This is a genomic window from Clostridium sp. OS1-26 (assembly GCF_030915445.1).
GTDB lineage: Bacteria > Bacillota > Clostridia > Clostridiales > Clostridiaceae > Clostridium_AM.
The window spans coordinates 538,115-560,369 of the sequence record NZ_CP133264.1; the positions used below are offsets into that span (position 1 = coordinate 538,115).

Sequence of the window (22,255 nt, forward strand, 5' to 3'; positions counted from 1 at the left end):
TGCAATCTTTAGATTCAGATTTTACTTTATTATTGTTTTAATAAAGCACTCTCTTGTCTTCTAATCTCTTAGTTAACTTTATGCTGTCAAAGTGTTCTATAAGTGCCATAGCGTATTTTCTACTTGTATCTAGTTCATCTCTCAGTTGTGCTAAAGTTATGCTTCCGTTATCTGTTATAAACTTTATAATTAGGTCTTTTACTCTATTGTAATCTTCTAAAAGGAAAAAGCAATCTTCTGAGACTTTAATTAAGACTCCCTCATCCATTATAGATTCAAAAACCATTTTAAAGTTTTTACTATCATTTTGTGAAACCTCAAGCTCATTATACTTTGGCGGTGAAAATTTAGCGACTTTAAATGCTTTTATAATATTTTCTCTTATCAATTTTTGATCTTTAGTATAATTTATTGTGAAATCAGGTAATGAGATAAAGCTGCCATGCATATTTATAATCTGAGAATTTATAAGCATTTCTATCATCTGATCATAGATTTTCTGTTTTATTGCTTTTCCGAATATCTTGTTTTTTATTTCTTCTTTCGATATTCCCCACTTAAGCGGATTTTCTTTGTGATATTTGCTTAGGATATCCTCTAGTTCATCTACTTTTTCACCAATAAATTCATTATGAAGATATATAGCTTTATCACCAGTGTCAAACTTTACTATCTTTTTATCATTAATTAACTGTTCTAGATTACTCTCAATATTTTCTTCATTTTTCCCCAAAGCTTTTAATATATCTACAGCCCTCGGGTATCCTTCGCTTAAATTTTTAATAGTGTTTTCTAATATGCTTTCTGTTTTTCCACTCTCTTTTATCTTTAGCTCTTCAATATATTCTTCATTAAATCTTTTTGCTTTTTTTGCAAGAGGTTCAATTATAGAGCCTCCACCTATAGTATCCATAGGAGAATAGCTTCTAATTACATACCTATCATTTCTCTGAGCAGTTAAAGGTTTTTCCAGTCTTAATTGCACATACGCCTCTTCTCCTGGTTCTACTTGCTCTTTATCCAGTATTACCACTCTGCATATAATCTCGCTAGTTCCATGATAAAGTCTTACTCTCTGCCTATTTTCTAAAGGTCTTGATGCACTCTTTAAATAATATAACTTACAGTCAACCATTAGAGATGGTTCCATTAAGTTCTCTACAGATACTACATCTCCTCTTCCAACATCACTAACCTTTACGTTTGCTATATTTACAGCGCATCTTTGGCCCGCTTCTGCAATTTTTGCAGGCTGATCATGTATCTGAATTCCTCTTACTTTAGATACAACCTTTGATGGATAAACTTCTATAGTTTGACCTTCCTTAATAGAACCACTTATTACAGTTCCTGTTACTACTGTACCAAAACCACTTACAGAAAAAACTCTATCTACAGGAAGTCTAAAATGTCCCTGCGTATCTTTAGCTTCCACTTCTTCTGTAAATTCATCTATATTTTTTATAAGCGCCTCTAATCCAGCTCCAGTTTTAGAAGATACAGAATGCATAGGAGCATCCTCAAGAAATGTCCCCTTAAATTCCTTTCTAATATCTTCTTTTATCATTGTAAGCCACTCTTCATCAACTAAATCTGCTTTAGTGAGAACCACTATCCCCTTCTTAACATCTAATAATTGAAGGATTTCAAAATGTTCTCTTGTTTGAGGCATTATTCCTTCATCTGCTGCTATTACTAATAAAACTATGTCAATACTGCTTATACCAGCTAACATATTCTTTATAAACTTTTCATGTCCAGGTACATCTATAATTCCTGCTCTTTTTCCTGATGGTAGATCAAAGAATGTAAATCCAAGATTTATAGATATTCCTCTTTCTTTTTCTTCTCTTAAAGTATCTGTTTCCCTGCCAGTTAAAGCCTTAATAAGAGTAGTCTTTCCATGATCTATATGTCCAGCTGTGCCAACTATAATATGCTTCATAATTTACCACCCGCTCTCCCTATCCTTTTAATCTAGTGCATCAAAAGCATCAACGATTGTGTCAAAATCCTTGTCAAAAATGGTTCTTAAGTCTAAAACTACCTCATTATTTGATACTCTAATTATTATAGGTGTCTCATTTTCCCTTAGCTTTCTTTCTAATTCCTGTGGAGAAAACTTATCACTTTTAACCTTTATGACATAAGTTTCGATTCTCTCCGCCGGCATTGATCCTCCACCTACCATAGAATAATCCTCTTCTAAAGCAAACTTAAAATTATTTACTTTATTTTGAAGCTTTCTCTTTAGCCTTTGTGCTCTCTTTTTATGTTCCTCTTTAGAACTCAGTATCATATGTAGTGTAGGTATATTTTTTACTGCTTCACTTTCATCTAAGTAGTATTTAAGAGTTCCTTCTAGTGCCGCAAGAGTCATTTTATCTATTCTTAAGGCCCTCGTAAGCTGATTTTTTTTCATTTTATCTATATACTTCTTTTTACCTATAATTATACCTGCTTGCGGCCCGCCAAGCATTTTATCTCCACTAAAGGTTACTACGTCAGCTCCTTTTCTAATACTTTCTTGTACAGTTGGTTCGTACGTAAATCCGTATTTAGAAAAGTCTACTAGCGTACCACTTCCTATGTCCTCAATTACTGGTATATCCTTTTTATCTCCAATTTCAACCAACTCATCTACAGATACATCTTCTGTAAATCCAAGAATTTTAAAATTAGATGTATGTACCTTTAATAAAACACCTGTATTTTCATTTATATTATTTTCATAATCATATAAATGAGTTCTATTTGTTGTTCCTACTTCTACAAGCTTTGCTCCACTAAAAGTCATAACATCAGGTACTCTAAAAGAACCTCCTATTTCAACTAACTGGCCACGGGAAACAATTGCTTCTTTATCCTTGCATAAAGTATTTAACGCCAGCATAACTGCTGCTGCATTATTGTTTACAACTACTGCAGCCTCTGCACCAGTTACTTTTTTAATAAGTTCCTCTACATGACTGTATCTTGAACCTCTTTGACCTTTTTTCAAATCATATTCAAGATTATTGAAGTTGTCAGCTACATTAATAACGTTTTCTAAAGCCTTTTTAGCGAGTAGTGATCTTCCTAAGTTAGTATGTATAACTACACCTGCTGCATTTATAACTTTTTTGAAATTTGAACCTTTTTTATCGCTTAAAAGCTCTAAAAAACTTTTTAGAACATCTTCTTTTGAATATTCCTTTATATCATCCTTTAATATAAGATTTCTGTAGTTATCTATAGTTTCTCTTAAGGACTCAACGACGATAGTCCTCATTGTAGAACTTAATTCATTAATTACGGTTTCTTCTTTTAAGAGTTCATCTATTTTAGGTAGATTTCTTAATAATTGATTTTTTTCCACTTTCTCCCCACCTTTTAAGCTATTCTATTATTATGTAATTTTCACCTTGCTGTGGTATTACTTCCCCTATAACTGCTGATGGTATTTCTAATTGTGAAAGTTCCTTCATCATTTTATTACTTTCTTCTTTTGAACAGGTTATCAAAAGCCCTCCTGATGTCTGAGGATCAAATAATACATCTTTCATCCACTCTGGAGTATCATTAAATTCAAATTTACCTTCTATATATCTTCTATTGTTGTAAGAACCTGCTGGCACAAGACCCATCTCTGCATATTCTTTTGCCTCTTTAATATAAGGTATTTTATCTTTATATAACCTTAATGTAACTCCTGATGCTGATGCCATTTCATATCCATGCCCCATTAATCCAAAACCAGTTACATCTGTACATGCCGAAACATCATAATTTACTATTATTTCTCCTGCATATTTATTTAATGTAGACATAACTTTTACTGCCATGTCATATGCTTCTTTAGATGCTATCTCTCCTTTTATAGCAGTATTTATTATTCCAGTACCTAATGGTTTAGTTATAATAACATCCTCTCCAACTTTTGAACCAAAGTTTTTCAAAATTTTATCTGGATGAACCATTCCCATTACAGATAACCCATACTTTGGTTCGTCATCTTCTACTGTATGACCACCAATAACTACTGCACCTGCTTCAATTACTTTATCTGCTCCACCTCTTAATATTTCACCTAAAATATCTATGGATAAACAATTAGGAAAACACACTATATTTAAAGCTACTGTAGGTTTACCACCCATTGCATAAACATCACTTATAGAATTTGCTGCAGCTATTTGACCAAAAGTATAAGGATCATCTACTACTGGCGTAAAGAAATCTAATGTTTGTATAACAGCCATTTCGTCATTTAACTTATAAACTGCAGCATCATCAGAAGTTTCTATTCCAACTATCAAGTTTTTATCTTCCATCTTAGGTAATTTACCTAGTATTTTTGATAGGGTCTCCGGCCCTATTTTAGCCGCTCATCCTGATGTTTTCGTTAACTCTGTAAGCCTTTTCTCTGTCATATTGACACCTCCCGTCAAAATTTTTCAAGTTTTACTTTATTATATAATACTTTACTTATTTTTTAAACAATTTACCCATATTGTTTTATTAGAAATGTAATTACATATACAAAAGTAAGGAGTTCAAAGAATTGCTTACTAAATTCCATTTTAGATATTACCTAACGTCAATTTTGTCTTTTATTTTATCCAGCGTTTTTTCTCCCATTCTGTCGATTTTCTTTAAATCTTCAACGGTTGAAAAATTACCATTTTTCTCTCTATAATCAATAATTTTTTGAGCTGTAACATCTCCTATGCCTGGAATGGTTTTTAACTGCTCCTTTGAAGCAGAATTTATATTTATTTTACCGCCTTGTACCGAACTAGTCACTGCTGATGATTGCACAGAATTACTAACGGCATTAGCTTGACCTTCAACTTTTTTATCTACATATATGTAATCCTCATCTCTTAATTTTTTTGCTAAATTTAGTTTAAACTTATCTGCACTGTCAGTAAATCCTCCTGACATTTTTACTAACTCCTCTATTCTGCTATCATTTTTTATTTTATAAACTCCAGGATTCTCTACTTCTCCATTTATATATACTGTTATTTCTTTATTATCTTTACTTTCTACAGATGTTGCTTCATTAAATACTTCTTTACTATTAAATTCTTTAGCTGGTTTTGATATATAATATCCAACACCTAAGAATATAACGAATATAATCAGTATAATAATTGAACCAATAATTTTTTTCTTATTTCGCATTTTGCCCTCCTACATGTGATATTTTTCATATATATTTAGATTATTGACAGGTTTATAAAAATTCTGTCGCACAAGCTGTCTTTTTTTGATATAATTATGATTAACAATGTTTTAGGAGGCTAAAATGCGAAAATTAATAACCTTTATAATATCGTTTATACTTATTTTTTCAAATATTAACTATATAACCTTTGCTAAAGATAATCCACCGGCTGTATCTGCAGATGGTGTTGTTTTAATGGATGCTCAAAGCGGTGAAGTACTGTATGCAAAAAATGCGTATGGAGCTTATCCTCCTGCGTCTACAACCAAACTAATGACTGCACTTTTGACTTTAGAAAAAACTAAACTAGATGATGTAGTTAAGGTTGGTAAAAATCCTCCATTGGCTGATGGAAGTAAAATATATTTATTTGAAGGTGAAGAATTAAAGGTTCAGGATTTATTATATGGTTTGCTCCTTGTTTCTGGTAATGATTGTGCAGAAGCCCTTGCTGAACATATAAGCGGGTCTACTGATAAATTCGCAGAAGAAATGAATAAAAGAGCTTTAGAACTAGGATGTAAAAATACTAACTTTGTTAACCCTAGTGGTTTATATAATGATAAACATAAAACTTCTGCTATGGATTTAGCTCTTATAATGAGAGAGCTGTCAAAGCATCCAGAGTACACCAAAATTGCTACTACAAGTTTTTATAAAATACCAACCACTAATAAGAGTTCATCGGAGCGTCCTCTATGGAATGAAAATAAGTTAATACAAAAATCTTCTAACCTTTATTATGAAGGTTGCCAAGGTGGTAAAACAGGATATACTGTTCAATCTCAACATTCTTATGTATCCTGTGCAACAAGAAATGGTCAAACCCTTATAGTAGCTTTAATTCATGATAAGGAAAAGACATTTTTCCCAGATGCCGCCGCTTTATTTAATTATGGGTTCAATAATTTTGAGCTTGTTCGTTTATTTTCTAAAGGAGACTTAGTAACAACTTATACTAAAGATGGCACTAATATACCTTTGCTTGCTTCCACTGACTTTTATTATGTTAAGGAGAAGGGTAGCAATCCTAATACTAAATTTGATGTAAATAATAAAAACTTATCTGATAAAAATTTCAAACAAGGTGATATAGTTAGTGAAGCAACTATCACCTTAGATAATAAAAATATTGGTACTTTAAAACTATCAAGTGGAAATAATCATCAATTAAAACAAGTATTTCAATCTAAATTACTTGAAGGTAACTTTTTAAAACTTCAATATATAATACCTGCTATAATTGTAATCTTTGCAGTGCTTATATTAATCTTAAAAAAACTTAAATTAATTGGTAAAAATTTATAAAATAAGGAGCTGATGATTTTAGCCTTTTGCTTATCATCAGCTCTTAATTTTATCTAATAGTTCTTTCATATCTTCTGGTATATCTGTCTCTAAACTTAAGATATCTCCAGTTCTTGGATGTGGAAATTTTAATTTATAGGCATGAAGGGCCTGTCTTTCTATATAATCACTATCATCCTCAGTTCCATATAAACTGTCTCCATATAACGGATGTCCAAGATGAGTTAAATGTACTCTTATTTGGTGTGTTCGGCCTGTTTCTAAAGTAAGCTCTACCAAATCACCTTTATTAAAGCTTTCTACTACTTTAAAATGCGTTACACTTTCCTGGCCTCTCTCATCTACAATTCTTTTTATAGTATCTCCGCCAGTTCTATATATAGGAAGATTAATAGTTCCCTGTTTTTCTTTCATATTACCATGCACAATTGCTAAATAACTCTTTTCAAAATTCTCATTGCTCATGTCTCGTGCCAGGGCCATATGCGAGAATTGATTCTTAGCTATCATAATTAATCCTGATGTATCCATATCAAGTCTGCTCACTAGTCTCACAATACAGTTCTCGCCTTTTTCTTTAAAGTAGTATAATAGGCCATTAGCTAATGTTCCATTAGGATAACTCTTTGTAGGATGAACTACTATTCCTGGTCGTTTATTTACTACAATGATATCAATGTCCTCGTAAACCACTTCAATATCCATTTTTTCTGGATCTATATTTTGACCTTCTTCTTTAGCTACATTAAACCCTATCTCATCATTATGCTTAACTACATAGTTTAACTTAGTTATTTTCTCATTTACAGTTATCCTTCCTTCTATAGCTGCACCTTTTATAAGTCTGCTAGATAACTTTTGTTTAGATTTTAAGTACTCTCTAAGTTTTAATCCTTCATCTTCAGCTGCAACCTTAAATATAAGCTTATTTTCCTTCATGTTATTTCCTCACAATTAAGGCACATCAAATTAAATAACGAGACAAAACATACTTTCGTATTGACTTGCTATTTATTTGAACGTGACTAATATTAAACCTAAAATTATTTTTAATATATACAGGATTTCAAGGCTTTGAATCCTATATAAAAGAGTGAACTTTAAAAGTTCACTCTCATATGTAAGTTAGATTACTCAGCTAATGCAATTACTTCTATTTCAACTAAAGCATCCTTTGGAAGTACTACTTGAACGCATGATCTTGCAGGCATATCTTTTTGGAAATACTTTGCGTAAATTTCGTTAACAGCAGCAAAATCACTCATATTCTTTACGAATACAGTTGTTTTAATAACTTTGTCTAATGATGTTCCAGCTGCTTCAAGAATAGCTTTTACGTTTTCTAATGATCTTTCAGTAGCTTTTTGTACATCTCCACCAACTAATTCTCCAGTTGCTGGATCTAGTGGGATTTGTCCTGATGTAAATACTAAGTTCCCAACTTTAACAGCTTGTGAATAAGGTCCTACTGCTCCTGGAGCATTTGTTGTGCTTATTATTTTCTTTTCCATAATTATAAATCCTCCTAATATTTTAATAACATAAGTAAATTAATACTTATTTTCTCTTTATTATAAATTTCTTCAAACACTACTATTATATCAAAATCTTCGGTTTTGTATATAAATTTTTTAATTATTTTATAAAAAGTACATAATTTCTAGCTTCTATAGTATCAAAATGCAAAAGTTGCCCTCTATCAATGACAAATTTTATAGTATTATCAAAAGACTTCAGCAGTGATTTATCTATATCTTTAAAGGCTATATTTCTCAATTCTTCAACTCCTGGAAAGTTTCTCAATGGTTCTATATAATCAGCTATATATATTATTTTATCAAGCATACTCATATTCTTTCTTCCAGTAGTATGATAAGAAATAGCATTAAGTATTTCTTCATCACTTATACCCATAATTTCATTAGCTATCACAGCTCCAACTGCTCCATGAATTAGCTGAGGACTTTCTTGACACACTTCATCTATTCTTATTTTATGATTTGATGCTATATTCAATAGTTGATCATCATTCATATTTTTAGCACAATCATGTGTTAATCCAGCTATTCTTGCCTTTTCAATATCTACATTATAAATTTCAGCTAGTTTAACAGCTGTATCTCTTACGCTTAAACTATGTTCATATCTTTTATATTTAAGATTTTGTTTTAAATAATCTTGGATTCTATCCTCACTCCACATCCCTAAATCACTCCAAAATAATTAATTGCAAATAATATAACTTCTCTTATATATGAAAATAAAGATTTAATTGTTTAATAGTATTATAAACGCTTTCTGGTAAAAGATAACTTACATTCTTTTCTTTCATTACAGCATTTCTTATATTAGTTGATGAAATATCTAAAAGAGGTACATCTAAGAATATTATCTCATTAGAGTATTTTTTTTCAACCTTATTTTTTTGTTCTTGTATATTTTCCATACTGTACCCCGGCCTGTTAAATACTATAAATTTACAAAGTCTAAAAATCTCTTCAGAGTTCATCCAATTATCAATATCCATTAGACAATCCACACCGGTAAGAAAATGCCATACTGTGTCTGGCTCAATATTATTAAAATATTTTAGTGTCTCATAAGTATAACTCAGATTAGATTTCTTTATTTCATAGTCACTTATATCAAATCGTTCTTCCCCTCTTGTCGCCATTTTTACCATTTCATATCTTAAAAATCCATCAGTTATGTTTTTTCCAAGTTTATGTGGAGGATTACCCGAGGGCATAAATATTATTTTATCTAATCCAAGCTTATACAATGCTTCGTAAGCTATATAAAGGTGTCCATTATGAATAGGATCAAAGGTTCCGCCAAAAATAGCTTTCTTAATCATATATTCGCTCCTGCTTTATGGCAACTCTATTCTTGGGTTCTTTTTGGATCTTTTATAAAGCACAATTTTATTTCCTATACTTTGAACTCCCTCACACCCTAATTCACTGCAGATTTCATCTGAAGCCTCTCTAGCACTATACTCACTATTATTTAATATAGATACTTTTATAAGTTCTCTAGCCTCTAAAGCATCATCTATTTGTTTTAAAAAATTCGCCTCTATACCATCCTTACCAACTTGAAATATAGGATTTAGCGTATTGGCTAAAGATCTTAAATAACTTCTTTGCTTGCTTGTAATCATATTTTCCTCCTTTTGTGGTCACACTGAGCAATTAAATCACTGAGTTGCCTATCCAGTTTCCTAGGCTAGGCAGCCCGTTAAAGTCCATTTAGGACTTTAACCTCCAAATTATAATAAAAATTCAAATTCAAAATCATTAAGTCTAACAAGATCTCCATCTTGAATTCCCATTTCTACAAGTTCTTGAATAACACCTTTATTGGCTAAAACTTTATGGAAATATCTTAATGCATCTGGATCATTTACATTTACACTAGCTAATAATCTATCTACAAAGCTTCCTTCAACAACAAATATGCCTTCTTCTTCCTCTTTTATAGTGTAAGTAAATTTCTTTTCTTCAGGTACAAATTTATCTTCTTCACTTATCTCTATATCTTCTATAGGAATAGTGCTTAGTATTCTCGCAGCTTCCTTCATTAAATCCTCTGCTCCATTTTTAGTTGCTGCGGATATTTTAAATATTTTGTCGTATCCTAATTCTCCAACTTTTTTCTTAAAATCTTCAAATATTTCTTCATCATAAAGCATATCACTCTTATTTGCTGCAATTATTTGAGGTCTATCCCAAAGTTTTATACTATATTTTTTAAGCTCTTCATTTATTTTTAAGAAGTCTTCAAAAGGATCTCTTCCTTCTACTCCTGATATGTCAACAACATGTATTAAAAGTCTTGTTCTCTCTATGTGTCTCAAAAACTTTATTCCAAGTCCTACTCCTTCTGAAGCTCCTTCTATTATTCCTGGAATATCAGCAATTACAAAGCTTGGAACTCCTGGCATATCTACAACTCCAAGGTTAGGATTTAAAGTAGTAAAATGATAATTAGCTATCTTAGGTTTAGCCTTTGTTACTACTGAAAGTAAAGTCGATTTTCCTACGTTTGGGAATCCTAGTAAACCAACATCTGCAAGAACTTTAAGCTCTAAGGATACCCATCTCTCTTCACCAGGCATACCTGGTTCTGCAAAATCTGGCGCCTGTCTAGTAGCTGTTTTAAACCTTACGTTTCCTCTTCCTTTTCTTCCTCCTTTTGCTATTACGTACTCATCTCCTGAATGAGATAAATCAACCATTATTTTATCAGTAGCAATGTCCCTTACTACCGTTCCCATAGGAACCTTTATATATAAATTTTCTCCATCCTTACCAAAACATTTAGAGCCTTCTCCATTGCCACCTCTTTCAGCTACATATTTCTTTTTATATGTAAAGTCTAAAAGAGTAGTCATATTTGGATCTGCTACAAGAATAACATTTCCTCCATCTCCTCCATCTCCTCCATCGGGTCCACCTAAAGGTATATATTTTTCTCTTCTAAAAGAAATAGATCCATTTCCTCCATCTCCGGATTTAACAAATATCTTGGCTGTATCTACGAACATAAGTATTCACTCCTTTTTTATAGTTAACTACTAAAATTTTTGTGCATCTATGCATTTAAATATTATTATTCCCATAAACTGAATCCATAAAAATATATATATGAATGCTTTACGCGATTTCTTTCAAATTTATATGTTTCTATCTTAAAAGTTAATTGAATATATTGTTAGCTAAACATTATTTTTTAATATAGCATTTTAAAAAATACCTATAAGGATTATGTTAATTTTATTAATAAACCCAAACTTATTCTTCTCTAATATCCTGCTTATATAATACCACAAAATTTGCTAAAATTATTGTTCTTTTGTGGAATTTTGTTCAACTCTTTAAAGCTTTAAAAAAGCACCCTATTTAAGGGTGCTTTATGTTAAAACTATTCTGCTATTGCTTCTTCAACAACTACAGGGTATACGCTAGCTCTTTTCTTATCTTTTCCAACTCTTTCGTATTTAACTACTCCGTCGATTTTAGCGAAAAGAGTATCGTCACTACCTTTGCCTACGTTATTTCCTGGATGGATTCTTGTTCCTCTTTGTCTAACAAGTATGTTTCCAGCTAAAACGAATTGTCCATCAGCACATTTAGTACCAAGTCTTTTGGATTCACTGTCTCTACCGTTTCTTGAGCTACCTACTCCTTTTTTATGAGCAAATAACTGAAGGTTCATAAGTAACATGTACTACACCTCCTCTACTTTAACTTTTATATATTCATCGTAACTTAATTCTACACTTTTCAAACCAAGTAACATAGTTTCCATAAGTACTTGACACTCTTTTATCTCATCAATAGATAAGTCTTCTAATGAAAAGCTTAAAAAGCCATCATCTATAGAGTAATCAATCTTTAACTTTAAAACCTCAACTATTCCTATTAAGATAGTTTGAGATATGCTAGAAACAGCGCAGCATACTAAATCGTACCCTTCATCTACTGATTCTGCATGACCTTTTAAAGCAACTGAAACCAAATTACAGGATTTTTTCTTAAAGTCTACAGTAACCATAATTAAGCATTAATTGCTTCTATTTGAAGTTTTGTATATGGTTGTCTGTGACCTTGTCTCTTTCTGTAGTCTTTCTTTCTCTTATACTTGAAAACAAGTATTTTCTTGCCTTTTCCTTGAGCTAAAACCTTAGCAGTAACTTTAGCTCCTTCAACTACAGGTTTTCCAACAACTAACTCTCCGCTTTCCTTGCTTACTACAAGAACATTGTCAAGCTCAACTGTTGTATCAACTTCAGCGTTTAACTTTTCAACGTATATAACGTCTCCTTGTGCAACTCTGTATTGCTTTCCTCCAGTAACTACAACTGCGTACATCAAAACACCTCCTCAATCCAGTCTCGCCAATTAAGGTACATAAACATATGCCTGCTTATGATTTACATAACCTTCTCTGTGCGGTCTACAAATGCCATTCTAACACATATGTAATGGCTTGTAAAGTTTTTTTAGCCATAAACTTTAAAAATCTGCAGGTTTTCTATTTGATTCATAAATATTAGTGGTTCAACTTTAAAATGTTCTCCTTTAATATAATTAATGTATACTTTTTTATCTAAAGCACTTATATTTTTAATAAAACTTAATATATCTCCTTCTATATCCTTTTTATAGTTTTCATCTAACTCAATATATAAATCTTTTATTTCTCTTTGTTCATCAATTCTAAAAATTTCATTTTTTATGAGCATACACATGTAAGATAACTTTATTCTTTTACCCTTTCCACTGCATATACCACAATCTTCTTCTATGTATTCATATATGGATTTTCCTGATCTTCTTCTTGCAATCTGAACTAAATTTAGTTCAGTAAAAGGATATATTATGGTTTTATTCTTATCCCCAAGAAATCCTTCTTTTAATAAATTCAATATCTTTTGTTTGTTATTTTCATCATCCATATCTATGAAATCTACAACTATAATACCACTTAAATTTCTAAGTCTTATTTGTCTTGCAACCTCTTGTGCTGCTTGGTAGTTAGTAACATATGTTGTCTTCTGTATTGAACTGCCCTTAACGTTCTTACCAGAGTTAACATCTATAACATACATTGCTTCCGTTTTATCAATAATTATGTATCCGCCACATTGAAGCATAGTTTTGTTATTTCTTAAACTCAATATCTCCCTTTCGATACCATAGTAAGCAAATAAGGTTCTACTTTCTTTATGAAGTTTTATATTAATTTTTGCATCAATTATACTACGTGAAAATTTACTTATATAATTATAATCCGCTTCATTGTCAACATATATCTTTAAATTAGTTCCACTTAGCTTATCTCTTAATACTCTTCCTAGAATGCCACCATCATCAAATAATAGACCAACACCAGTAGAATATTTGGCCTTATTGCGCATATTTGAATATAAATCATAAAGCCTATTTATTTCTTCGTTTATTACATCTATTGAAGCATCTACTCCATTAGTTCTTATTTTCACACCTATATCTGTAGGCTTTTTTAAGTTTTGGGCAATATAATTTTTTATATCATTATCAGTTATTTTTTTTGAAAAACTTACATCTTTATTAATAGTTTCTAAAACACAATATGTCCCTGGCAAGCTTAATATATTACTAACTTTAGCCCCTTTACTCCCCAAATCCTCCTTGATTACCTGCACTAATATTTCTTCGCCTTTTTTTAATTTTGTATTTTTGAACTTTTCGTCTAAATACATATATACATTTTTTTTATGGCCTATATCTATAAAAGCGCATTTTATAGCAGGTACAATATTCTTAACTATACCTTTATAAATCTCTCCAGGATAAGGTTCTCCAGTTTCTTCTTCAATTAAGCACTCCTTTAATTCGTCCTTTTCTTTTATTGCAATTCTTAAAAGTTCCTTTTGTCTTTCTATAAATATTTCTTTCAACATACCCACCTTCTTTTCTGTAAAACAAAGCTTATAATTTAACCAAAGCTAAACTATAAGCCAAAATTTGGACTAGAAATTCTATATAAGGAAAATAACTAGAAAGTTAACTTTCGACCTTTGAACTATAGTATTTTTGCATATTTGTATAGCGGAACTAATTTCCTTTTCACCAATGCATACATTTCTTCTCTTTTTATATCCACAAACGCATCAACCTTTGCTTCTCTGGTATTTTCTTGAATGAATTTCGCTAAAAGCTCTGATGATAAATTCTCTCTACTTCCGCAAGAAACAGTTGTGTGTATAATTAAAATATTATCAACTATTTCATACTTAATTTCTTTAATCATCGATTTTATATTAACTTTACTTTCTCCACTTTTACTTTTCTTTATAGTTTCCCATTGTTGAGCATTTAGCAACTTTTCCATATCTTGATTCAAAAATTCTACACTATTATATTTTACCTTTATAGTGTACTTTGCTGCATCTATTGCCGCCATGGACTTAAAAACTTTTTTATTTTGCTCTTCTTTTATTTTTACAGCTTCAAATACTTTTATACCCATAGGTGCACTTAAGTTTAATTTTTCCACTATTGTACTTTCATCTAACTCTTCATCAAATGCAGCATCAAGGTAGTCTCCTGAGGAATAAACTCCTACTGCCAACGGTTGTGCTAGTGACATATTTATATGAGGATTAAATCCCTTGGAATATTGAACTGGAAGTCCTGATCTTTTCATCATTCTTTGTATCGTTCTCATTAAATCCAAATGAGCTACAAATTTTATACTATCTTCTTTACTGAATTTTATTAAATATCGCACCCTCAAAGCACTTCCCTTCCAATTTAGTGTTTACTCCACAATTTGTACACCCCATTCTGCAATCAGGTGTTAACTCTGCTTTTTTTGCCATTTCATTTTCTCTTATTAAGAATTCTTTGGAAACCCCTATATCTAAGAAATCCCATGGAAGTATTTCATCATAACTTCTTTCTCTATATGAATAAAAATCTCCATCTACTCCACATTCTTTAAAAGCTTCCATCCATGCGTCATAGTTGAAATACTCTGACCAGCCGTCAAATTTAGCTCCTTTTTCAAAAGCCTTTACTAAAACATCACAGACTCTTCTGTCTCCTCTTGCAAATATAGCTTCTAAATAGCTCACAGGAGTTTCATGCCAGTTGTAAGAAATACTTCTGCTTTTTATAGCTCCTCTTAATGCTTTTATTTCTTCCTTCACATCTTCCATTCTTATTTGTGGCACCCACTGGAACGGAGTAAAGGCCTTAGGAACAAATATAGCAGTGCTTACAGTAACCTTTAACCCTTTCTTTCTCTTATCTTTCGGAACTTTAAAGTACTGATCTGTTACTTTTTCAGCTAAATCTGCTATACCTATCACATCTTCAATAGTTTCATATGGTAATCCTATCATAAAATATAGTTTTATTGTGGACCAACCAGATTCAAAAGCATTTTTTACTGAATCCATTAAATTCTGCTCAGTTACCCCTTTATTTATAACATCTCTCATTCTTTGTGAACCAGCCTCTGGTGCAAATGTTAATCCTGTTTTTCTAACCTTTTGTATTTCATTTATTAGATCCACAGAGAAAGAATCTATTCTTAATGATGGTAGAGATACTCCTACCTTTTCTTTTTCATACTTTTCAATAAATTTATGAATTAGATTTTGTAAATCTGAGTAATCACAGATGCTTAATGATGTTAATGATATTTCTGGATATCCTGTATTCTTTAAAAGTTCTTCTACTGTTTCTAAAAGTTTATCTGTGCTCTTTTCTCTCACAGGTCTATATATCATTCCTGCTTGGCAGAATCTACATCCCCTAGTACATCCTCTAAAGGTTTCTAAAGTTATTCTATCATGTACTATCTCAGTATAGGGAACAATTAAGTTTTTAGGATAAACTACATCATTAAAGTTCTTTATTATTCTCTTTTTAACTACTGCTGGTACATCATCATATAGAGGCTTAAATTCTTTTATTGTTCCATCTTCTTTATATTCTACTGAATAGAGTGATGGAACATAAATACCCTGTATATGTGATACCTCTCTTAAAAATTCTTTTTTACTCTTACCCTTATACTTTCTATAAAGATCCATAATCTCTTCCATTTGCTCCTCTCCTTCGCCTATAGCAAAGAAGTCAGCTATATCATAAAGTGGCTCAGGATTATAAGCGCAAGGACCTCCACAAAATACAATAGGATCATCCTCTCCTCTTTCTGAAGCCCTTATAGGTACACCAGCTAAATCCAACATATTTAGTATGTTAGTATAACTCATTTCGTATTGAAGTGTAAAAGCAATAAAATCAAAGTTATTTATAGGATCTTTGCTTTCCAATCCATAAAGAGGAATATTATTCTCTCGCATTTGCTTTTCCATATCAGGCCATGGAGCAAAAACTCTTTCACAATAAGTATCTTTTCTTTCATTTAAAATATGGTAAAGAATTTTCATCCCCAAATGTGACATTCCTACTTCATAAACATCTGGAAAACAAAATGCAAAACGAATATCTACTTTATTTTTATCTTTATTATAAGAATTTAACTCTCCACCTATATAACGCGCAGGTTTTTCTACTTTAAACAATATATCATCAGTAACCTTATTCATTGAAAATCCTCCTCTTGTGTATATCACATTTTTATATTCTAACATAATAAATTATAAATTTAAAATATAATTTTTATCCGATGACTATCCGCTCTAATATTCTCACTTCTAGAAGTGAGAATAAAGAGCGGTTACGTCCCTGGATAACGATTTCTAAGCATAAGGTAAAATTAAAATTTTATCTTATGCTAAGAACTCTGTTTATCTTTCGTTGTTTTCTATTTTCATAAATTCTTCTATGGTAATATTCCCATAGGTTTTTAAAGCGCTAATTATTTCTTCCTCATAAATTATGTCCATAACTTTCATCTCTTCATCTAGAACTGTGAAAACATTATATTTATTTTTATCAAATAGAGCCATTACACTTAATAAATCTTTTTTATAATATATAGAGGTATTCTTATTTTCAATATAACCCCTATATATAAATTTATATTTCTTTTTTATAATATCTCCCATAATTATATATGATATCCTTTCATTCTCTTTGAGTGATGATATTATAATAAATATACCTATTATTCCTATACTAAAACTATTATTGCCTTTTAAGAATAACAATATATAAATAAGCATAATTACTGATCCAATAATTATACTAGTAGTAATCATTATTTTATTAGACTTTTTATACATAAACTTAAAGTTCAATATATCTCTTAATATTCTTCCACCATCCAATGGGAATGCAGGAATAAGGTTAAATAATCCTATAGCCAAATTCCCTTGAAATAACATATAGAGTTCCCTACAGGGAAATTCCTTATGTAAAATAAAAAAAACAATACATAGAACTAGATTTGCCATAGGTCCAGATATAGATATAATTAAATCTTCTTTTGGAGATGCCTCATCAAGTTCTCTAAATCTTAATGCCGCCCCAACAATCATAAGTTCTATATCAAAACCGGAAAAATTATAATATCTAGCAACCAAATAATGAACAAATTCATGAATAATAACAATAAAAAAAGAATAAATTAATTGTCCTTTGTATCCTATAACAATTAAAAATATTATATAAGGAACAAAATACCTACTTACTTTAACCACAGAATTACCTCTATACATTATTTTTTGGCTATATTAAAATAATCATCTGGATTTTTATTTTCTCCCATGTATAAAAGCTCAAAATGAAGATGCGGTCCAGTAGATTTGCCCGTATTGCCACTTTTGGCTATAATCTGACTCTTTTTAACCGCATCTTCTTTTCCTACAAGTATTTCATTTAAATGTCCATATTTAGTTTCTATGCCACCACCATGATCTATCAGAATATACTTACCTAACTGCTTATCCTCACCACAAATTTTTATTCTGCCACTATAAGCGGCTTTTACCTCTGTATTTTCCTTAGCATCAATGTCTACTCCCTCGTGAAACTTTTTTTCTTTTGTCATGGGATCCTCCCTATACCCAAAAGGAGATGTTTCTATTCCTGCTACAGGAAGTACAAATTCATTTTTAATCTTGTTATCCACAGTTTCATTTCCAGTAACTTTACTTCTTATCTCTTCAATTATATTAATAATCTTGTCTTGAAATTTTCTAATATCTATACTTTTATATTTCTCTTTTAAATTAGTATATTCATAGTTTTGATTTAGAATTTGTTTAGAATAATTGTATACCGCCTGAGTTTTAGGTGTTACTATTAACTTACAGCTTAAAACAATCATAAATAGAATAAGCACACCTATTAAGTCTCTTGTTATTCTTGATAACCAATAATTTTTTTTAAATTTTTCTGTATTATTATAGCCAAAACTTTTATTATAAGATGGAAAATACCTTGTCTTGCTGCTCTTTTTTAAAGAATTATAATAACTTTCGTACTCTGAGTTATAATTTCCCATAGATAAAATTGCCTCCCAATTTTTTATTAACAGGATTCTTGGTTTCAGATGAATTTTAAATTCCATCTGAAACCAAGAATCCGTTATCCAAGATCGTAGCGCCACTTTGTTAGTGGCGGTAAACATCGGATAAACTGTTCGTATAATGTAACTTCACATAGTTACTGATATATTATATATATTTTAAAATCTATAGTTTTATGACTTTAAGATACCTAAACACTCTTAGCAATCTATATAATGGGGCAATATTATGAGATTTCAAACTAGAAAATAAGCTCTAGCAAATTACTTGCTAGAGCTTGTACAAAACTATTTAGATTCTTGACGATTCTTTAATGCCTTTACAAAAACTTCTGCTGAGCCTAAGTTAGTTGCAAGGGGTACACAGTGAACATCACATATTCGTAGTAATGCATTAACATCTGGTTCATGTGGCTGAGAAGTAAGAGGATCTCTTAAAAAAATTATAAAATCCATCTCTCCTTGTGCTACTTTTGCACCTATTTGCTGGTCTCCTCCTAAAGGTCCTGAAAGAAATCTATGAACTTTTAATCCAGTAATTTCAGTTACAAGACTTCCTGTTGTTCCCGTACCAAATAATTCATGCATTTCAAAAATGTCTCTGTATCTTTTTACAAATTCTATCATGTCATCTTTCTTTTTATCATGTGCAACAAAAGCAATTCTCATAACATTCATCCCCCTAAAAATTGATTTTCTTTTTTCTCATTCCTATATTTAAAACAAGTCCTAAGCTCATAAAGCCTGTTAGCATGGAGCTGCCTCCGTAACTCATAAATGATAACGTAATACCGGTTATAGGCACTAACCCTATAGTCATACCTATATTTTGTAATATAGAAAACATCATAGTAGAAACTACACCTACACAAATTATAGATCCAAATCTATCTTTAGAATTTTGGGCTATCTTTATAAGTTTATAGATAATTATTCCATAGAGCACTAATAAAATTATTGCTCCAAACAAGCCCCATTCTTCTCCTACAACAGAAAAAATAAAATCTGTATGAGCTTCTGGAATAAATCCTCCTGCTATCTGGGTGCCTTTTAAGAATCCTTTGCCTAGGATTCCACCAGATCCTATTCCTATTTGAGACTGTTTAAGCTGGTAGCTAATGCCTAAATCATATGCATCTGGATTTATAAATGAAATTAATCTGTTTTTCCAGTAGTCCTCCATTAGAGGTGAGTTCCAGACTATAGCAACAAGTGCAATTAAACTCATAATTCCGCCGCCTATTATTTTTAAATCTAATCCAGCTGCAAAAAATATTCCTAGGACAATAAAAAAACAAACCATAGTCATCCCCATATCAGGCTGAATTACTATTAAAAGCATAGGAAGTGCAGCGTAAGCAGCCAATTTGAAGAAATTTTTCACATTGTTAATTTTTCCCTCCATACTATCCAATTGCTTTGCAAGCATTATTATCATACCTAGCTTGGCAAACTCGGAAGGCTGCATAGAAAATCCTCCTATTTTCATCCAAGATGAAGCTCCATTGACAGTAGATTTAAATATCGTATCATTTAATATAAGTAGAAAAATCCCAAACCAATATATTATATTAGCATATCCTTGAATTATAGAATAATCAAATATCAAAATACAATAAGTAAGTATTAACCCTACAACTAACCAAATAAGCTGGTTTCTCGTAAAACTGTTTCCATATCTTAAATGCGTAGCACTATATATATTCATGGTTCCAAATACTACTATAAGTATAACAGCTATTATAACTGTAAAATCTAGTTCTCTTAGAAGTTTTCTACTAATAATTATTTTATCTAGCATATCAATTTATCCCTCCAATACAAATATGATTATACCATACTGAAAAAAAAAATCTATGTACAATTTTATCCGATGCCAAGAACTCTGTTTATTCAATAACTAACGCCTCTAATACTCCATCTTACATAAAATGAGGTATTAGAGGCGTTAGTTATATGAATAACAATTTATTTATTCATTTTCATTTTCTTAATTGGTATACTTGCAATTAAAGCTGGCGACTCTCCTGGAAGCTCCTCCATTTTAGCCATCTTTACATCGATTTCTTCATTATCAATTTCAAAATACTTAGAAATAACCTTTAATATATCCTCTCTTATAGACTCTAGTATTTCTGGAGGAACATGAGCCCTATCATGTATTAAAATCAATTTTAGTCTTTCTTTTGCCATATCCTTAGGGGAAGGTTTTGTGGAAAATATTTTAAATAAGTCCATATTACAACCTCCCTACTTAATACCAAATAATTTTTTTATTGATGAAAATATGCCCTCATTTCCATCGCTTAGTTCAATAAAAGGAACTGTTTCACCAGTTATTCTTTTTGCTATATTTCTGAAAGCTTGTCCTGAAATTGCTTTATTATCTAAAACTACAGGCTCCCCTTTATTTGTAGAAATAGTGATGCTTCTATCATCTGGAACTACACCAATTAGCTTTATTGCTAAGCTGTCGAGAATGTCGTTAACATCTAGCATATCTCCATTTTTAGTCATTTGATAGTTTATTCTATTTACAATTAATTGATGGTCTTCTAATCCCTTAGCATCCAGTTTTCCAATAACTCTATCAGAATCTCTAACAGATGTTACCTCAGGATTAACTACGACTAAAGCTCTATCTGCGCCTACTACTGCATTCTCAAAGCCCTGTTCAATACCAGCGGGACAATCTATTATAATATAATCAAATTCTTTCTTTAATTCGTTTACTAAATTAAGCATTTGCTCTTGTGTCACATCATCTTTATCTCTAGTTTGTGCTGTAGGAAGTAAATATAGATTTGGAAATCTCTTATCCTTTATTAGTGCCTGTTTTAATCTGCATTTATTTTCTACTACATCTAAAAGTGTAAAAACGATTCTATTTTCAAGTCCCATTAAAACATCTAAATTTCTTAGTCCAGTATCACCATCTACAACAACAACACTCTTACCAATGGCTGCCAGTGCTGTTCCTATATTAGCTGTAGTGGTAGTTTTACCGACTCCACCTTTGCCTGATGTTACTACAATAGCTTCTCCCATTTACATTACCTCCATTAAATAAATTTATTAGGCAAATATGGTTCTACAATTATTGTATCACCTTTAACTCTAGCAACTTCCGGATAAGGAGGCTTAACGTTATCCTCTGGTGACCTTGTCATTATATCTGCAATCTGTAATATTTCAGGTTGTAAATAAAATGCTGCTACAATAGCCTTAGGATTTCCCCCATAACCTGCGTGTGCATATCCTCTTAAAGCTCCAAGAACGATTATATTGCCACCAGCATATATTTCTGCGCCGGCATTAACGTCTCCAACAATAACTACATTTCCAGGGTAATTTATAACTTGACCGCTTCTTATAGTTCTTCGCAAAAACTTTGTACGACCTTCATAAATTCCGTTGAAAGCTTTGTTATCTTTATCATCTTTATCCTCAAATATACAATCCTTAATTAAGAATTGTTCAAACAAAATATCCTTAAGTTTGCGAAATTCTTTTTCATTTATATATTTAAGTTGAGTGGTTATTTTAAGGGTACATCCCTTATAAAACATTTTTCCTGCCGAGAGCTTTACAATTAAAGTTTCGAGCATTTCTTCAAAATCTTTAAACTTATTCATATTTATAATTGCATTTATACCATCTCTATTGCCTTTAATAATTATATTATCGTTCAACATACTAGACCTCCACCAAGTCACCTTATGTAATATTTCAACATAA

General features: G+C 31.0%; 24 protein-coding genes. 1 reads left to right on the top strand and 23 read right to left on the bottom strand.

Annotation, left to right across the window (positions count from 1 at the left end; genetic code table 11):
• Positions 1 to 37: 37 nt before the first annotated feature.
• The 4 genes from selB to RCG18_RS02680 form a co-directional block, all read right to left on the bottom strand.
• Positions 38 to 1,945, bottom strand: coding sequence for a selenocysteine-specific translation elongation factor (selB, locus tag RCG18_RS02665; RefSeq protein ID WP_308039896.1), 1,908 nt, complete (start codon positions 1,943 to 1,945; stop codon positions 38 to 40).
• A 27-nt stretch (positions 1,946 to 1,972) separates the two neighbouring features.
• Entirely contained in the window at positions 1,973 to 3,358 is a 1,386-nt protein-coding gene (gene selA / locus RCG18_RS02670; protein WP_308039897.1) for an L-seryl-tRNA(Sec) selenium transferase, read from the bottom strand.
• Between the two features lie 19 nt (positions 3,359 to 3,377).
• Entirely contained in the window at positions 3,378 to 4,412 is a 1,035-nt protein-coding gene (selD, locus tag RCG18_RS02675; RefSeq protein ID WP_308039898.1) for a selenide, water dikinase SelD, read from the bottom strand.
• A gap of 157 nt (positions 4,413 to 4,569) precedes the next feature.
• Positions 4,570 to 5,169 carry a helix-hairpin-helix domain-containing protein gene (locus RCG18_RS02680; RefSeq protein ID WP_308039899.1) on the bottom strand — a complete coding sequence of 200 codons (600 nt, stop codon included), beginning with the start codon at positions 5,167 to 5,169 and terminating at the stop codon, positions 4,570 to 4,572.
• A gap of 124 nt (positions 5,170 to 5,293) precedes the next feature.
• Between RCG18_RS02680 and RCG18_RS02685 the strand changes: the two genes are divergently transcribed.
• The gene (locus tag RCG18_RS02685; RefSeq protein ID WP_308039900.1) at positions 5,294 to 6,520 is read left to right on the top strand and encodes a D-alanyl-D-alanine carboxypeptidase family protein; all 1,227 of its coding nucleotides are present in this window, start codon (positions 5,294 to 5,296) and stop codon (positions 6,518 to 6,520) included.
• Positions 6,521 to 6,556: 36 nt separating this feature from the next.
• Here the strand turns inward: RCG18_RS02685 and RCG18_RS02690 are convergent, their stop codons facing one another.
• The 19 genes from RCG18_RS02690 to minC all read right to left on the bottom strand — a co-directional run bounded on the left by RCG18_RS02690 (position 6,557) and on the right by minC (position 22,212).
• Complete coding sequence (locus RCG18_RS02690; protein WP_308039901.1) at positions 6,557 to 7,459, bottom strand: RluA family pseudouridine synthase; 903 nt, start codon at positions 7,457 to 7,459, stop codon at positions 6,557 to 6,559.
• Between the two features lie 191 nt (positions 7,460 to 7,650).
• Positions 7,651 to 8,031 carry a RidA family protein gene (locus tag RCG18_RS02695; protein ID WP_308039902.1) on the bottom strand — a complete coding sequence of 127 codons (381 nt, stop codon included), beginning with the start codon at positions 8,029 to 8,031 and terminating at the stop codon, positions 7,651 to 7,653.
• Between the two features lie 124 nt (positions 8,032 to 8,155).
• Positions 8,156 to 8,722 (bottom strand): bis(5'-nucleosyl)-tetraphosphatase (symmetrical) YqeK, encoded by a 567-nt coding sequence (gene yqeK / locus RCG18_RS02700; protein WP_308039903.1) that lies wholly within the window; start codon positions 8,720 to 8,722, stop codon positions 8,156 to 8,158.
• Between the two features lie 46 nt (positions 8,723 to 8,768).
• Positions 8,769 to 9,377, bottom strand: a complete 609-nt coding sequence (gene nadD / locus RCG18_RS02705) for a nicotinate-nucleotide adenylyltransferase (RefSeq protein ID WP_308039904.1) — start codon at positions 9,375 to 9,377, stop codon at positions 8,769 to 8,771.
• 15 nt (positions 9,378 to 9,392) lie between these two features.
• Positions 9,393 to 9,683 (bottom strand): ribosome assembly RNA-binding protein YhbY, encoded by a 291-nt coding sequence (gene yhbY / locus RCG18_RS02710; RefSeq protein WP_308039905.1) that lies wholly within the window; start codon positions 9,681 to 9,683, stop codon positions 9,393 to 9,395.
• 108 nt (positions 9,684 to 9,791) lie between these two features.
• Positions 9,792 to 11,069 (bottom strand): GTPase ObgE, encoded by a 1,278-nt coding sequence (gene obgE, locus RCG18_RS02715; protein WP_308039906.1) that lies wholly within the window; start codon positions 11,067 to 11,069, stop codon positions 9,792 to 9,794.
• Between the two features lie 377 nt (positions 11,070 to 11,446).
• Entirely contained in the window at positions 11,447 to 11,749 is a 303-nt protein-coding gene (gene rpmA / locus RCG18_RS02720; RefSeq protein WP_178906014.1) for a 50S ribosomal protein L27, read from the bottom strand.
• A 3-nt stretch (positions 11,750 to 11,752) separates the two neighbouring features.
• Positions 11,753 to 12,079 carry a ribosomal-processing cysteine protease Prp gene (locus RCG18_RS02725; RefSeq protein WP_308039907.1) on the bottom strand — a complete coding sequence of 109 codons (327 nt, stop codon included), beginning with the start codon at positions 12,077 to 12,079 and terminating at the stop codon, positions 11,753 to 11,755.
• 2 nt (positions 12,080 to 12,081) lie between these two features.
• Entirely contained in the window at positions 12,082 to 12,396 is a 315-nt protein-coding gene (gene rplU / locus RCG18_RS02730; RefSeq protein WP_308039908.1) for a 50S ribosomal protein L21, read from the bottom strand.
• 131 nt (positions 12,397 to 12,527) lie between these two features.
• Complete coding sequence (locus RCG18_RS02735) at positions 12,528 to 13,967, bottom strand: ribonuclease E/G (protein WP_308041953.1); 1,440 nt, start codon at positions 13,965 to 13,967, stop codon at positions 12,528 to 12,530.
• 125 nt (positions 13,968 to 14,092) lie between these two features.
• Entirely contained in the window at positions 14,093 to 14,806 is a 714-nt protein-coding gene (locus tag RCG18_RS02740; protein WP_308039909.1) for a TIGR03936 family radical SAM-associated protein, read from the bottom strand.
• Complete coding sequence (locus RCG18_RS02745; RefSeq protein WP_308039910.1) at positions 14,775 to 16,631, bottom strand: TIGR03960 family B12-binding radical SAM protein; 1,857 nt, start codon at positions 16,629 to 16,631, stop codon at positions 14,775 to 14,777. Before RCG18_RS02745 ends, RCG18_RS02740 begins: the two co-directional genes overlap by 32 nt.
• 201 nt (positions 16,632 to 16,832) lie before the next feature.
• On the bottom strand, positions 16,833 to 17,687 hold the full coding sequence (locus RCG18_RS02750; RefSeq protein WP_308039911.1) for a M50 family metallopeptidase: 855 nt from the start codon (positions 17,685 to 17,687) through the stop codon (positions 16,833 to 16,835).
• A 17-nt stretch (positions 17,688 to 17,704) separates the two neighbouring features.
• Positions 17,705 to 18,493, bottom strand: a complete 789-nt coding sequence (locus tag RCG18_RS02755; protein ID WP_308039912.1) for a M23 family metallopeptidase — start codon at positions 18,491 to 18,493, stop codon at positions 17,705 to 17,707.
• Between the two features lie 312 nt (positions 18,494 to 18,805).
• Entirely contained in the window at positions 18,806 to 19,186 is a 381-nt protein-coding gene (mgsA, locus tag RCG18_RS02760) for a methylglyoxal synthase (RefSeq protein ID WP_308039913.1), read from the bottom strand.
• 13 nt (positions 19,187 to 19,199) lie between these two features.
• Positions 19,200 to 20,318 (bottom strand): rod shape-determining protein RodA, encoded by a 1,119-nt coding sequence (gene rodA, locus RCG18_RS02765; protein WP_308039914.1) that lies wholly within the window; start codon positions 20,316 to 20,318, stop codon positions 19,200 to 19,202.
• Between the two features lie 167 nt (positions 20,319 to 20,485).
• Positions 20,486 to 20,755 (bottom strand): cell division topological specificity factor MinE, encoded by a 270-nt coding sequence (gene minE, locus RCG18_RS02770; protein WP_308039915.1) that lies wholly within the window; start codon positions 20,753 to 20,755, stop codon positions 20,486 to 20,488.
• Positions 20,756 to 20,767: 12 nt separating this feature from the next.
• Positions 20,768 to 21,565, bottom strand: coding sequence for a septum site-determining protein MinD (gene minD / locus RCG18_RS02775; RefSeq protein ID WP_308039916.1), 798 nt, complete (start codon positions 21,563 to 21,565; stop codon positions 20,768 to 20,770).
• Between the two features lie 14 nt (positions 21,566 to 21,579).
• Positions 21,580 to 22,212 (bottom strand): septum site-determining protein MinC, encoded by a 633-nt coding sequence (gene minC, locus RCG18_RS02780; protein ID WP_308039917.1) that lies wholly within the window; start codon positions 22,210 to 22,212, stop codon positions 21,580 to 21,582.
• Positions 22,213 to 22,255: the final 43 nt, after the last annotated feature.